The following is a 12,910-nucleotide window of genomic DNA, read 5'->3' on the forward strand; positions in this document are numbered from 1 at the left end:
ACTTAAAGCAAGCAGCTCCCTGGATGCGCTGCCGCTGTCACCATTCTAGTGCTCCGGGACCGCGGGTAGTCACACAATGAGTTAATGCGCCGGGCCAGTTTTATTGCTGCTAGCGCTTTGTTTTGGGCCCGGAGAGGCCGTTAGCGGAAGGTGGGCCTCATTTTCTCGCTGAGCGTCGGTACCATTGCAGGAAACAGTACGTCGGGTACCAGTGGCGCAACATGACGATCACTCCACGTTATGGTTCAGCAGGGTCATTCCCATGGAGGCCCGTCGGAGTTTGGGTGTTCGAACAGGCAAGCCTAAAGTCCCGATGGATAAGTATCGGGCGCGGACGGCTCCCAGGCTGGAACACCGTCGAGCGGCCTGAGCGCCGAAGACCGGTCAAAATGAAAAACGGCATCGAACTGGTCTGCCAGCCGAGCTCGGAAATAATGGCTTGTGCGCTCCGATTCCGGCAGATAAAGCACCCCGATCGCGCGCTCAAGCTGGCTGTGACGGTATCTCTCTTCCAGGGCCCCGTTCAGCGAAAGAAAAAATCGCGTAAGGCCGGTCTCGTGGAACAGGTTCTCGTGGCTGCCCGGCAGGCTGGGCCTTACTGACTTGCATTCAGCAGGGCCATCCCAGCTGGACGCCGCCGTCACTGAGCCCGTATGGGTCGTAAACCCTACCAGCAAAGCATCGTGCCCGTAGCGTTCGCGGCAGAGCTGGCCAAGGTTGAGCTCACCCCGGTCACCCATGGCCGTCGCGCGGGCATCGCCAAGATGTGAATTATGAGCCCAGACAGCGAGCCTGGCTTTATTGCCGGTTCGCGCCGACAGGTGCCTGTGGAGGGCGTCAAGCGTCTCACCCATGTGCCGGTCGCGCATATTCCAGGTGCTGACGCGGGAGGAGAACATGTTGCGGTAGTATTGCTCGGCATTCTTGACGAGCCGCGCGTTCTGCTCTGCCTGAAACTGCTCGTCCTGGGCGTCTATACCGTCATGCATCAAATAGTCGGCCGACCTGTTCCGCAACGACTCCAGTTGTGCGATCACATTTTCCTCGCAACTAGGCACTCGTCCGAGATGCACCCCATAGCCGTAGCCCTGCTCGTCGGCGACGTTGTCGAGGCAACCGTAGCGAATTCGGGCTTCATCAGCAGCCGTTGGGTCGACACTCTCGAGGTAAGACAGTATCTCGGCAATGGATTCGTACAGACTATACATGTCGAGGCCATACACACCGACCCGCTGCGTCTCAGGCTGGCTGAAGTTGTAAACTCTGAGCCACTGCACGAATTCAAGAAACACGGTATTGCGCCACATCCAGAGCGGGAAACGCCTGAAGTCCGACAGCGCTTGGCCAGCGTCACTGTCACTGCCGAGTCCCCGTACGAAGCGGTTGACCCGGTAGACAGAAGGCCAGTCCCCTTCGATAGCGACGGCCGTAAGGCCCTGTTCCATGATCAGGCGTTTGGTGACCTCTGCACGTGCCGTGTAGAAGTCTTCAGTCCCATGGCTCGCCTCGCCCAGGAGGATAAAATGACAGTCTTTGGTCAGTTGCAGTAACGCGTCGTAATCGCCGTCGCCGCCGCCGCTCAAAGGGACCGCTGCCTCACGTATGATATCAACCAGTCGAGTCTGGACTTCGGTCATTGCCTGCCTCCCTGACCTGAAACCTGTTCAAATTGAGGTATTTGAAGCGGGTGTTCCAGTCTCTATTGGGAGCCAATGGCTCGATCACTTCAAGTAGGCGAGGGCGGGAAAAGATTGCGATACTTTCAGGCTGCGTTCGTGGTGCAGTAGGCAGACGGAAAGCGGGAATTTTACGTTGACGCAAGTGCGGCAAAGGCCTCCCGGGCCTTGCGATATCGCTGCACCGGGAAGCTGATCGAAACACCTTCCATCGCGGCTAGCAGCATTTCCAGGTGGGTATCCCACCCGGCGCATGCACGCGCAGGATCATCGTTTTCTGGCAGACGCAAAATCAGCTTCAGTTCTGTGCATTCGTCATTGCCTGCTAATTCCCAGCGCACAGGGCGTACCGGCTCGTTGCCACTGCTCCACGAGTACTCGAGCACCGATGGCACATCAATAGCGCTAACGGTGCTGTCTATGGTTGATCCGCTGGCAGCAAAATCGATTCGAACACGACCGCCAAGAACCGGTTCCACTGAGCCGGGGGCCAGCCACTGGCAGAGTAGTTCCGAGCAAGTGAGCATTGACCAGACTCGGTGCCGGTCATGGTCAATCAAACGCTTTAGACGCGCCTCATATCCACCCGGAACTTTACGTAACGTGCCCCAGCCTTCGCGCTCGCTCATTGCCTCCACCTCCTGTCCCCGCACAAGCACGGTCTGATCCAATCTTAATCCCCGGTAGGCGTCCGAGGCATTGATACTGATCAAAAGTGGCACGGTGTGGTTACTGTAGATAAAGCTAACAAGGTACAGAAGAGCCAAAAGCAGCGTCTGGATCGTGGGAGAGAATCAGGATGGCTGAGGCAGGGGCTGAGAAAGCAAACGAAACGGCGGAAAAGCAAAACCCCGGCTTTACCGGGGTTTTAAGGGTCACGCAGCGGGTGTTAGGCGGCTTTCATTTTTCTGGAAAGTCCAAGGCCTACCAGGCCAAGACCCAGCAGAGCCAGAGAAGCCGGCTCGGGTACGCTTACAGCCTGGGTGCCGAAGCTGACGTTGAAGAAAGTCTCTGTGTTGAAGCTCAGGCCGGCCCAGTTGAATGCGAGACGGTTATCTGCATAGGACATGCGGGAGTTGTCCCAATTGATGAAATTGGTTTCAACTGCGATATCGACGAGCAGGGAGTCCATTTCTGTCAGCACCAGACCATTGAACGCGCGGTTGGCCCATTGGGTGGTATTCAGAAAGTCTACTGCAAGGAAGTCATCCCCGAGGCTTGCCTCGTATTGGGGAATACCATGCACAGGCACGAAAGTCGTTTCGCTGCCGACCAGGATATCCACGCCCAGGTGCTCTTTATCAATGTCCGGATAGTGATGCGCGACACGGACCGTGTCCCCGATCAGGCCCGCATTTGCGGTCAGGGAGAATGCGAGGGTGAGGAAGAATACCGATGTAATACGTTTGATCATCGTAATGCTCTCTTCTTTTGAATTGATTGCGCGCAGAGCCAAGCAGGTTTTGGGCCAATTGCGTAAGCGACTGAAATGGCCAATCTTTACTGAATGGTAGAGATGAGATTGAGACGAAGTGTCAAGAAGCTCGACGTTCAGCGGCATAGCAATCAGTGCAGGTTCCAGCAATAAAAGGCGGAGTCGGTGTCGAGATCTGCTACAAGCAATAAAGGCCGCCTTAACGGCCTCTACTGAACAATAAGTGGTAGCAAGGGGCGGATTTGAACGGGGACGCCTAGTTGGGGACGCCGAGCTCGACGACCTCAGCAATAAAAAGCAGGGTCGGCGTTGAGATCTGCTACAAACAATAAAGGCCGCGTTAGCGGCCTCTACTGAGATAATAAGTGGTAGCAAGGGGCGGATTCGAACGGGGACGCCTAGTTGGGGGCGCCGAGCTCGACGACCTCAGCAATAAAGAGCAGGGTCGGCGTCTATATTTGCTATAAACAATAAAGGCCGCGTTAGCGGCCCCTACTGAAAAATAAGTGGTAGCAAGGGGCGGATTTGAACCGCCGACCCCAGCATTATGAGTGCTGTGCTCTAACCAACTGAGCTACCTTGCCACAAATCTCTTAACCTCTGCTCTGGCATCTAATGCCGGTCATTCCAGTTTTGGAAGTCGAAGCGCCCTGAGCGAGGCGCGTATTCTCGGGATTTTTAGCCTCAACGTCAACCCCTGGCAGGGCGCAAAATACTTTTTCAGAAAGAGCTGCAGCCGACCTCGTGAGTCGTCAGACGTTGAACCGGAAGTGAATGACATCGCCATCCTGGACAATGTATTCCTTCCCTTCGAGACGCCATTTACCTGCTTCTTTAGCGCCTTGCTCACCTTTGCACGCGACGAAGTCTTCGTACCCGACAATCTCCGCCCTGATGAAACCTTTCTCGAAGTCGGTATGTATCACTCCTGCCGCCTGCGGGGCCGTTGCGCCGACATTGACGGTCCAGGCCCGTACTTCTTTTACCCCCGCGGTAAAGTAGGTCTGCAGATCCAGGAGACGGTAACCCGCGCGAATAACGCGGTCCAGGCCTGGCTCATCCATACCCATTTCCGCCAGAAAATCACTCTTCTCGTCGTCTTCCAGTTCGGCAATCTCTGCTTCCAGCTTGCTGCAGATGGGCACAACCACTGCCTTCTCCTGCTCCGCAATGGCGCGCACCCGGTCCAGGTGGGGGTTGTTCTCAAACCCGTCCTCCGATACGTTCGCGATATACATGGTTGGCTTGACTGTGAGCAGGCAAAGCTCACGGATCAGGTCGCGCTCGTCGTCGCTGAGATCCATGCTGCGTACAGGGCGCCCTTCGTTAAGCACAGGCAGCAGCTTTTCGAAAACTTCCTGTTGAGCCTTGGCCTTCTTGTCGCCGCTTTTGGCTACGCGCTGGACGCGTTGAACTGCGCGCTCCACGGTATCCATGTCAGCCAGCGCCAGTTCGGTGTTGATAACTTCGATGTCTGCGGCTGGATCAATCTTGTTCGCTACGTGGATGACGTTATCGTCCTCGAAGCACCGCACTACGTGAGCTATGGCATCTGTCTGGCGAATATTGGCAAGAAACTGGTTGCCCAGCCCTTCGCCCTTGGAGGCGCCAGCCACGAGTCCGGCTATGTCGACGAATTCCATGGTCGTCGCGATGGTTTTCTGGGGCTTCACAATTTCGGCGAGCTTGGTCAGCCTGGGGTCGGGCATTGCGACAACGCCAGCATTGGGCTCAATGGTGCAGAATGGGAAATTCTCGGCGCCGATCCCCGCCTTGGTCAAGGCGTTGAAAAGAGTGGACTTGCCGACGTTAGGCAGGCCGACGATGCCGCAATTGAAACCCATAGGATGCCTCTGTTGCTGATGCTGTAAGTCCGGCGAACGGCTCGCGTCCGACAGATCAAAAGAAGGGCGGAATTATACCGCTGCCGGGTCCGGGATGCGATCAGAGTCTGGTCAGGGGCAAAGAGAGGGGAGGTGGGGCTGTGTCACGGCTGGGAAGGGCGAAAACCGTTCAGCCGGTTCATGGCCTTGTTCCAGTCTCCGCGGGTTGCTTCGGCGAGTTCATCGCTGCTGGCCTCCATGGCTGCCGAGAGCGCTTCAGCTTCCGGTTTACCGAGCTTTCCAAGCACGTAGTTGACTACGGCGCTGCGATCCCCGGGATGGCCGATACCCAGACGAAGCCGATGGAAATCGTTGGTGCCGAGGTGACTGATCAGGTCGCGCAAGCCATTGTGGCCGCCATGCCCGCCCCCGCGTTTGAGTTTGACGCTGCCGGGCTCCAGATCCAGCTCGTCGTGGGCGACGAGAATCTGTTGGGGCTGAAGTTTGAAGAAGTCCGCGAGAGCTTTTACGGATTGGCCGCTGCGGTTCATGTACGTGGTGGGGATCAGTAAATGGAGGTCGGCGCCTTGCCAGTTTATGCGGCAGTAAAGACCGAGGTACTTTCGCTCAGGACGCAAGCTCTGCCCCGCGGCGCGGGCCAGAGCTTCCACGAAGAGCGCGCCGGCGTTATGTCGGGTCTGGGCATATTCCGGGCCTGGATTGCCCAGGCCCACCACCAGTTGGATATCCTGCTTAGCATTTTCTGGCATCGCGGATTCCACCCTGTAACATCCGGCGCTGGCGAGTGATTACTCGCCGCCTTCCTCGCCTTCGTTTTCAGCATCTTCCGCTTCGTCGGCTTTGACGCCGCGTGGCTTATGGATCGATGCAACCGCCAGGTCGTGGTCAGGACCTTGAGCGAGCGCGGCCAGACGAACGCCTTCCGGCAGCTTGAGGTCGCTGAGGTGAATGGTCTGGTCCATAGCCATACCGGACACATCGACTTCGATGAATTCAGGCAGGTCTTTTGGCAGACAGATCACTTCGACTTCGGTTTGCTGGTGAGAAACGATTCCGCCTTCCAGCTTGACTGCGGGAGCGGTGTCCTCATTCATGAAGTGCAGCGGTACGTTGACATGCAGTTCGTGGCCTTTTTCGACCCGCAGGAAATCAGCGTGGGTCAGAAGCGGCTTGAACGGGTGGCGCTGCAGATCTTTCAGGATCACGCTCTCTTCCTTGCCATCCAGATTCAGCGTCAGGATGTGGGAGAAGATTGCCTCGTGCTCAAGCGCCTTCTTCAGGTCGTTGTGCCACAGTGAGATAGCGACCGGTTCCTTATTGGCGCCGTAAATGATCGCCGGGATTTTGCGTTCTTTGCGACGCAGGCGGCGGCTCGCACCTTTGCCCTTGTCATCGCGAAGAAACACTTCGAATGCGAATTCCTGTGCCATGGTAAAAAATTCCTCTGGAACGTTCTGTGCAGCTGGGTCAGCAACGCTCGTTGAGTTAAGTAACCCCGAACGACGCACTGGTCCTGCCACCTGGACTACCTCATGGGACCCGCGACCAGGTTCCGATGGGGCAGCTTGGAGTCCGGCATTTTGCCGAACGTAAAACGAAGAAAGAGCCCTCTACCTTTACCGTGCCTGTAACGGGCATCGATAACCGGCATATGGCCCTTCTTCGGAAAAGTTGATTTTCGAGGCCTGCGACTGCGTGCTTAGCCCCTACTGATCAGCTCTTATTCAAACATCGCGCTGATGGATTCTTCGTTATTGACCCGTCGAATGGATTCGGCCAATAGCTCCGCCATGCAAAGCGTGCGGATTTTAGCACACTTTCGGGCGTTGTCACCGAGAGGGATCGTATCGCAGACCACCAGTTCATCAAGGCTGGACGCTTCGATGTTCTCGATGGCAGGGCCGGATAGCACCGGGTGGGTAATATAAGCCACCACATGCTCGGCGCCGTGCTCTTTCAGCGCGTTCGCGGCTTTGCAGAGCGTGCCCGAGGTATCGACGATATCATCCACCAGCACACAGGTTTTGCCTCGAACGTCGCCGATGATATGCATTACCTGGGAAACGTTGGCTTTCGGACGGCGCTTATCGATTATTGCCAAGTCTGCATCATCAAGCCGTTTGGCAATAGCGCGGGCACGGACAACACCGCCAACATCAGGCGAGACGACCACATAGTTCTCGAAGCGCTGACGCTTGATGTCTTCGATCAGTACTGGCGTCGCGTAGATGTTATCCACCGGGATGTCGAAAAAGCCCTGAATCTGGTCGGCGTGGAGATCGACAGTCAGCACGCGGTCAACACCGACCTTGGTCATCATGTCGGCGACAACCTTGGCGCTGATCGGAACACGCATGGAGCGTACGCGGCGATCCTGGCGGGCATATCCGAAATAGGGGATAACCGCGGTGATACGCGTGGCCGAAGCTCGGCGTAAGGCATCTACCAGGACAATCAGTTCCATCAGATTATCGTTGGTCGGGTTGCAAGTCGGCTGGATCACGAACACATCCCGACCTCGGACATTCTCATTGATCTCAATCGAAGTCTCGCCGTCACTGAATTTTCCAACAGTCGCGTCGCCCATGGGGATATGGAGTTTCTGGACGACTTTTTTGGCAAGCTCAGGATGCGCGTTGCCGGCGAATACCATCAGTTTGGACACGATCGAATCCTTCTGGGTTTCGTCTGAATGCTCGAGGGAGGTAGATGCAGGAATATGGCTGGGGTGGCAGGATTCGAACCTGCGCATGACGGGATCAAAACCCGTTGCCTTACCACTTGGCGACACCCCAATATCGGTCTTCGGCATTAAAGGAGCTCAGTTAGCCGGTTATGAAGCGGAGAGCTATTCAGTCCTTTGGCTACGAACCCTTTAATTCCAGAGGGTCTATTTCTCAGAACCGCTAGGGCTCCGGATTCTGTCGGGAATCGGCTGAAAATGCAAGCGCCGGTGCCGGTTAATCTGGCGTTACCGCACTCGCTTCTGAGCCATTGCAAGGCTTGTTCTACCGCTGGATAAAGCTCGCAGACAAGGGCTTCGCAATCGTTTCGGTAGTCCGAGTGATTCCCGTCAAAAGCGGGCGCTATTCTGATTGGCTTGCTGTTTCGTGTCAACCGCTCGTGGCGGAAAATCTGAGCCGTATTTACTGTGCAGGGTGGTATAAGCACAAGGTACCAGTCTTCGACCGGCGATGCGGGTGTGATCTGTTCTCCGATGCCTTCGGCCCAGGCAGCATGCCCTCTTACGAAAACCGGGACATCCGCGCCCAGTTCGAGGCCGACGCTGGCCAGCTCATCTGTGTGCAGATCCAGCCCCCATAGGCGATTCAGGGCCAGTAGCGTGGTGGCTGCGTCTGAACTGCCGCCGCCGAGCCCGCCGCCCATGGGGATGCGCTTGTCCAGGTGGATGGTGACTCCGGTTGGGGGGCTACCAATGTAGCTGCGGAGTTTGTTTGCGGCCTTGACGACCAGGTTCTCCGCCGGATCGAAACCGGGCAAGTCTGGCGACAGGCGAACGCCAGTGCCGGAGTCGAGCTGAAAAGAGAGGCTGTCGCCAAAATCCAGAAACTGAAAAAGGGTCTGCAGAGTGTGATAACCGTCATCACGACGGCCAGTAATATGCAAGAACAGATTCAGCTTGGCGGGTGCGGGCAAGGTTAGCATCGGGCTTATCAATCTATTGGCTTTGCCAGCGGCTGATGGCAAGCCGGACGCGGGCTTCGCCATTGGTTGCGGTGATCAATCGCGGTAGGGCGGGTCGGCGTTCCGTTGGTTCGCTGTAGCGTTCAAAATAGACGTCCCATCCTGCCTGGGACAGCATTTTCAGCGTGTCCTGGTCACCAAAACCCAGCGCCGAAGGCTGCCCTGGCGCTGGAATGCCGCGGACCCAGTAAGGCAGAACAGCGAGGGGCAGGCGCCAGCCAGTGACTTCCCTGACAAGCGCCTCAGGGTCGTCAGAGACGTAGCTCTCGCCGTCGGCTGTACGGATCAGCAACTGATGACGGTCGCCCATAAGCTCAACGCTGCCCATGCCAAGAAAGGCCGACGAAAGCTGCAAGTGGTATGCGTCACTTTGCTGGGACCAGCGGTTGATTATCGCGCTCTGGGATTGATCCGCCTGCCGAACCGCGATCTTCCCAATGAGCTCCCATTCGTCGAACGCGCGGAGCGCTTTCTCCCGCTCGTGCCAGTCGCTTGGTTTTGCACGGCTCAGGCCAGTGTCATCGGGGAGGTGGATGCGAGTACTACAAGCCGTCAGCGCAAGTAACACCAGACCTGGCAGGAGAAAGCGACCTGCCCTGCGACCTAAGTCAAACATCAGTCGGACTCCAGGTTGACACCCAGGCGCTCAAGGGTTTCGATCAGAATATCGTCTTGGCCGTGTTCGTCCAGGGCATGGCTCCAGATCCGGCGGGCATCGTCCTGACGTCCCTGGGACCAGAGTATCTCGCCGAGATGAGCCGCGACTTCCGGGTCAGGAAAGTTCTCGTATGCGGTTCTGATGTAATCAAGGGCCTTCTGCTTGTTCCCCATCTTGAAGTGGAGCCAGCCAAGGCTGTCGAGGATGGCCGGGTTGTCGGGCGCGAGCTCGTGGGCGCGACTGATCAGTTCCATCGCTTCATCGTAACGATCGGTCTTTACCGTCAGCGTGTAGCCCAGTGCATTAAGTGCGACCGGGTTGTCAGGTTCGTGTTCTATGATCCAGCGCAGGTCCTGCTCTGCGGCTGCCAGGTTGCCTAGCTGGTCGTTGATCATCGAACGGGCATAGCGAAGGCTTACATTTTCGGGAAACTCCGCAATAGCCTGGTCTGCAGCGGCGACAGCCTCATAGGGGCGGTCAATGTCATTCAGCAGATCGACCTCGACCAGCCAAAGACGGTCAGCCTGGTCAGGCATGCGCAGGCGCAGGCGCTCGAGCCGGTCAAGGGCGGTGTCCAGTTCACCCTGCTCCGCCTGAATCTCGCCTGCGCGCGTTAGTGCTGAGAAGAATTGCGGGCCGCCTTCGACCTGGAGGTAGTGGGAGAGGGCTTTGTCACTTTTGCCGGTCGACTCTGCCAGACGGCCCAGGTAAAAGTGCGCTTCATTCACGTGCGCGTTCTGTTCAAGCAGCATCTCAAGCTGCTCTCGTGCCAGCTTGGATTGATTGTTCTCTAGTGCGACCAGTGCATAGGACAGCCGCAAGGTGTGGTTTTCCGGTGACAGTTCTGTCAGGCGCTCAAACTCATCCTGGGCAGCCTGGAGCTGCTTTGCGTCGACCAGCATGCGAGCATAAAGTGTGCCTAGCTTCCGGCTCTCCGGGTAGCGCCGGGTCTGGCTGCGCAGGTACGAAACAGCCTCGTCACGCTCGCCGGCCTCGAACAGCAAGGTGCTGTACAGCGCGATGGCGGGCTGATACTCGGCGTCTTTTTCCAGTAGTGGCTTAAGTGTGGCGATTGCTTCGTCGGCGCGGCCGACGGTGTACTGAAGTACCGCCAGGTTAAAGGCGATTTCGCTGCGCTTGGGGTGCTCGGCCAGCAGCTTCTGGAAGGTGTCTATCAGCTTTTCCTGTTCCTCCGCAGGCAGGCCAGCCGCGTAATTGCCAAGGTTGTCAAAACCGGCGCGCTCATCCTGGGCGTAGATTTTCTCCATGTACCCGAGTGCGGTTTCGTAATCGTTGTGCTTGATGGCCTGTACCGAGGCCACTCGGAGCGCCTCAAGATTGTCGGGGTCGACATCGAGCCAGGTCTTGGCAACCTGATACTGGGCGTTATCCGCGCCGAGACCTTGGGCGAACTGCATCGCGCGTCGGATCACACCAGGGTCTCGCGTGCGCTTGGCCGCCTCGACGTAATTTATGAGGGTGACATCGAAGCGGCCACGCTCGGCCGCCATTTCCGCCGCAAGCAGTCCATAGAGAATATTAGCCTGAAAGGGGCGTTCCACCGCCGCGGGCTTTTCTTTTCCGGCCCCTTCTTCACCGGCGGCCTGCGGGGCTGCTTCTTCTGCCCGGGTGTCGCTGGCCTGTTCGGCTTGGGCAGGGCTGGTTTCTTCTTCGTTGCCAAGCGTGGAACAGCCGGTCAGGAGAACGCCCGACAAGCACAGACTTAGAAGGAAGGTCTTGCGCATTTTTATTCCGTTACCGGTGAAGGTGGCCGTAATTATTCACAGTTGATACTGGATCACGGCCAGCTTGATTCAGACTCGGCCACCGCTATCTGGAGGACGGTGACAATGGGGGGCGTCTGGCGCTGGCCTTCGCCCTGAGCAGGGTTAATCATGGCATAGGCTTGCGCGCTTTCCCAACATCGGCGCCATTATCAGACCGCGTAGCACCCGACATGAAGGTGGTCGAAGCTACTGCAGAACGGTAGAATAACCGGTGAGAGAGGTTGATTTTTCCGCGTACCACCGGCCTGTCGGGTACGGGCTCGGAGATTTCATCAAAAAAACCGGTAGAGCGAACTGTAAAAATAAGCAGGGCTCAGCCGGCCTTACAGCATCCATGAGATGACAAGCGACTGATGTCAGTACTGGTTCTTGGTGTTAATCACCGTACAGCGTCCGTAGCTGTGCGGGAGCGACTCGCGGTTAGCGAGGAGCAATGTGCCCGTGTTCTGCAGTCCGGTCGGCAGATCTGTGGGCTGCGCGAACTGGCGGTGCTATCCACCTGTAACCGGACGGAGGTTTATGCCGCTGATGAGGCGCCCGACGGGGAGGCGTTACTGCAGTGGCTGGCCGCAGAGCAGGGTATCCCCATGGATGCGCTGCGCCCCTGCATCTACCAATATGAAGGCGAAGCCGCCGCCCGGCATATGATGCGCGTTGCTTCCGGGCTTGATTCGCTGGTTCTGGGTGAACCGCAGATTCTCGGGCAGTTGAAGGATGCGTTCTCCCATGCGAGGGCTGCACAAAGTCTCGGTACCGAGCTGGGCCGTCTGTTTGAACATACCTTCGGCGTCGCCAAGCGCGTCAGAACCGATACCGCCATTGGTGAAAACCCGGTCTCGGTGGCCTACGCGGCAGTGGCCATGGCCAAACATATTTTCTCCGATATGGCCCAGAGCCGCGCCTTGCTGATTGGCGCAGGGCGAACCATTGAACTGGTCGCGCGCCATCTGCGCGAGGTGGGGGTGGCGCATATTGTCGTGGCCAATCGCACGTTGGAGCGCGCCGAGCGCGTCGCCCGCAGTTGTGCCGGGGAGGCCATCCTGCTCTCTGAAATTCCCGACAACCTGGCGCGGGCGGATATTGTCATATCTTCGACCGCTAGCCCCCTGCCGATTCTGGGTAAAGGAGCGGTCGAGCGGGCGTTGCGTAAGCGCAAGCACAAGCCCATGTTCATGGTCGATATCGCCGTTCCACGGGATATTGAATCCGAAGTTGCCAGGCTGGACGACGTCTATCTCTATACGGTGGACGATCTGCAACAGGTCATTCAGGACAATGTCCGGTCCCGGGAGGGAGCGGCCCAGGAAGCCGAACACCTTATCGAAGCAGGCGCGGCAGACTATATGTACCAGCGACGCGCCCTTGATTCAGTCGCCGTATTAAAGCAGTTCCGCAGTCAGGCCGAACGGGCCCGGGACGTCGAGCTGGCCAAAGCCAGCCGGGCTCTGGCCAGTGGACAGAACCCTGAGCAGGTACTCCAGCTACTGGCCCGGGCGCTGACCCGGAAGCTGGTTCATGAGCCCACGGTAAGCGTGCGGCGCGCCGCAGCAGATGGGCGAACCGAAGTGGCAGACTGGCTCCGGGAGCTTTATAACCTGCAGCATGAAGAAGGTGCAGCGCAAGTGGAGACCGAGCTCGATAAGCTGGCATCGGTTACGCCGCTGCACCGGGCCGGTCGCTAGTGCGCTAGGGCTCGGTCACACTTTACTTATCTACGGAGCCTGTCGTTTTGCCGTTGGGGTGCAAACCCCAGGATCAGCTTCATTCTTATTGTCGCCATGACCAGTCCGGCATGGCCTTCGCAG

The 12,910-nt window shown here is 57.6% G+C and carries 10 protein-coding genes, 2 tRNA genes and 1 pseudogene; 1 reads left to right on the top strand and 12 read right to left on the bottom strand.

Annotated elements, in window-relative coordinates; all coding sequences use genetic code 11:
- Positions 1-302: 302 nt before the first annotated feature.
- The 12 genes from soil367_RS04375 to soil367_RS04430 form a co-directional block, all read right to left on the bottom strand.
- Positions 303-1,637 carry an erythromycin esterase family protein gene (locus soil367_RS04375; protein WP_136547275.1) on the bottom strand — a complete coding sequence of 445 codons (1,335 nt, stop codon included), beginning with the start codon at positions 1,635-1,637 and terminating at the stop codon, positions 303-305.
- A 170-nt stretch (positions 1,638-1,807) separates the two neighbouring features.
- Complete coding sequence (locus soil367_RS04380; protein ID WP_136547277.1) at positions 1,808-2,305, bottom strand: SRPBCC family protein; 498 nt, start codon at positions 2,303-2,305, stop codon at positions 1,808-1,810.
- Positions 2,306-2,565: 260 nt separating this feature from the next.
- Entirely contained in the window at positions 2,566-3,090 is a 525-nt protein-coding gene (locus tag soil367_RS18895) for a PEP-CTERM sorting domain-containing protein (protein ID WP_246065520.1), read from the bottom strand.
- Between the two features lie 528 nt (positions 3,091-3,618).
- Positions 3,619-3,695, bottom strand: a tRNA-Met gene (locus tag soil367_RS04390).
- A gap of 168 nt (positions 3,696-3,863) precedes the next feature.
- Positions 3,864-4,955: a redox-regulated ATPase YchF gene (gene ychF, locus soil367_RS04395; RefSeq protein WP_136547279.1), complete on the bottom strand. Its 1,092-nt coding sequence runs from the start codon at positions 4,953-4,955 to the stop codon at positions 3,864-3,866.
- Positions 4,956-5,098: 143 nt separating this feature from the next.
- On the bottom strand, positions 5,099-5,704 hold the full coding sequence (gene pth, locus soil367_RS04400; protein ID WP_136547281.1) for an aminoacyl-tRNA hydrolase: 606 nt from the start codon (positions 5,702-5,704) through the stop codon (positions 5,099-5,101).
- A gap of 39 nt (positions 5,705-5,743) precedes the next feature.
- Positions 5,744-6,385: a 50S ribosomal protein L25/general stress protein Ctc gene (locus tag soil367_RS04405; RefSeq protein ID WP_136547283.1), complete on the bottom strand. Its 642-nt coding sequence runs from the start codon at positions 6,383-6,385 to the stop codon at positions 5,744-5,746.
- Between the two features lie 290 nt (positions 6,386-6,675).
- Positions 6,676-7,620: a ribose-phosphate diphosphokinase gene (locus soil367_RS04410; protein WP_136547286.1), complete on the bottom strand. Its 945-nt coding sequence runs from the start codon at positions 7,618-7,620 to the stop codon at positions 6,676-6,678.
- A 55-nt stretch (positions 7,621-7,675) separates the two neighbouring features.
- Positions 7,676-7,750, bottom strand: a tRNA-Gln gene (locus tag soil367_RS04415).
- 16 nt (positions 7,751-7,766) lie between these two features.
- Complete coding sequence (gene ispE / locus soil367_RS04420; RefSeq protein ID WP_246065522.1) at positions 7,767-8,621, bottom strand: 4-(cytidine 5'-diphospho)-2-C-methyl-D-erythritol kinase; 855 nt, start codon at positions 8,619-8,621, stop codon at positions 7,767-7,769.
- A 13-nt stretch (positions 8,622-8,634) separates the two neighbouring features.
- Positions 8,635-9,276, bottom strand: coding sequence for a lipoprotein insertase outer membrane protein LolB (lolB, locus tag soil367_RS04425; protein WP_136547287.1), 642 nt, complete (start codon positions 9,274-9,276; stop codon positions 8,635-8,637).
- The gene (locus soil367_RS04430; protein WP_136547288.1) at positions 9,276-11,063 is read right to left on the bottom strand and encodes a tetratricopeptide repeat protein; all 1,788 of its coding nucleotides are present in this window, start codon (positions 11,061-11,063) and stop codon (positions 9,276-9,278) included. Before soil367_RS04430 ends, lolB begins: the two co-directional genes overlap by 1 nt.
- Positions 11,064-11,458: 395 nt before the next feature.
- Here soil367_RS04430 and hemA point away from each other — a divergent pair.
- Positions 11,459-12,703: pseudogene (gene hemA, locus soil367_RS04435) on the top strand (glutamyl-tRNA reductase); the annotation flags it as partial.
- Positions 12,704-12,910: the final 207 nt, after the last annotated feature.

It is taken from the genome of Hydrocarboniclastica marina (genome assembly GCF_004851605.1).
GTDB classification, from domain to species: Bacteria; Pseudomonadota; Gammaproteobacteria; order Pseudomonadales; family Oleiphilaceae; genus Hydrocarboniclastica; species Hydrocarboniclastica marina.

Coding starts and splice junctions, on each gene's coding strand:
- soil367_RS04405 (WP_136547283.1), bottom strand. CDS start 6,385: ATGGCACAGGAATTCGCATTCGAAGTGTTTCTTCGCGATGACAAGGGC.
- soil367_RS04375 (WP_136547275.1), bottom strand. CDS start 1,637: ATGACCGAAGTCCAGACTCGACTGGTTGATATCATACGTGAGGCAGCG.
- lolB (WP_136547287.1), bottom strand. CDS start 9,276: ATGTTTGACTTAGGTCGCAGGGCAGGTCGCTTTCTCCTGCCAGGTCTG.
- ispE (WP_246065522.1), bottom strand. CDS start 8,621: ATGCTAACCTTGCCCGCACCCGCCAAGCTGAATCTGTTCTTGCATATT.
- soil367_RS04380 (WP_136547277.1), bottom strand. CDS start 2,305: ATGAGCGAGCGCGAAGGCTGGGGCACGTTACGTAAAGTTCCGGGTGGA.
- soil367_RS04430 (WP_136547288.1), bottom strand. CDS start 11,063: ATGCGCAAGACCTTCCTTCTAAGTCTGTGCTTGTCGGGCGTTCTCCTG.
- ychF (WP_136547279.1), bottom strand. CDS start 4,955: ATGGGTTTCAATTGCGGCATCGTCGGCCTGCCTAACGTCGGCAAGTCC.
- soil367_RS18895 (WP_246065520.1), bottom strand. CDS start 3,090: ATGATCAAACGTATTACATCGGTATTCTTCCTCACCCTCGCATTCTCC.
- pth (WP_136547281.1), bottom strand. CDS start 5,704: ATGCCAGAAAATGCTAAGCAGGATATCCAACTGGTGGTGGGCCTGGGC.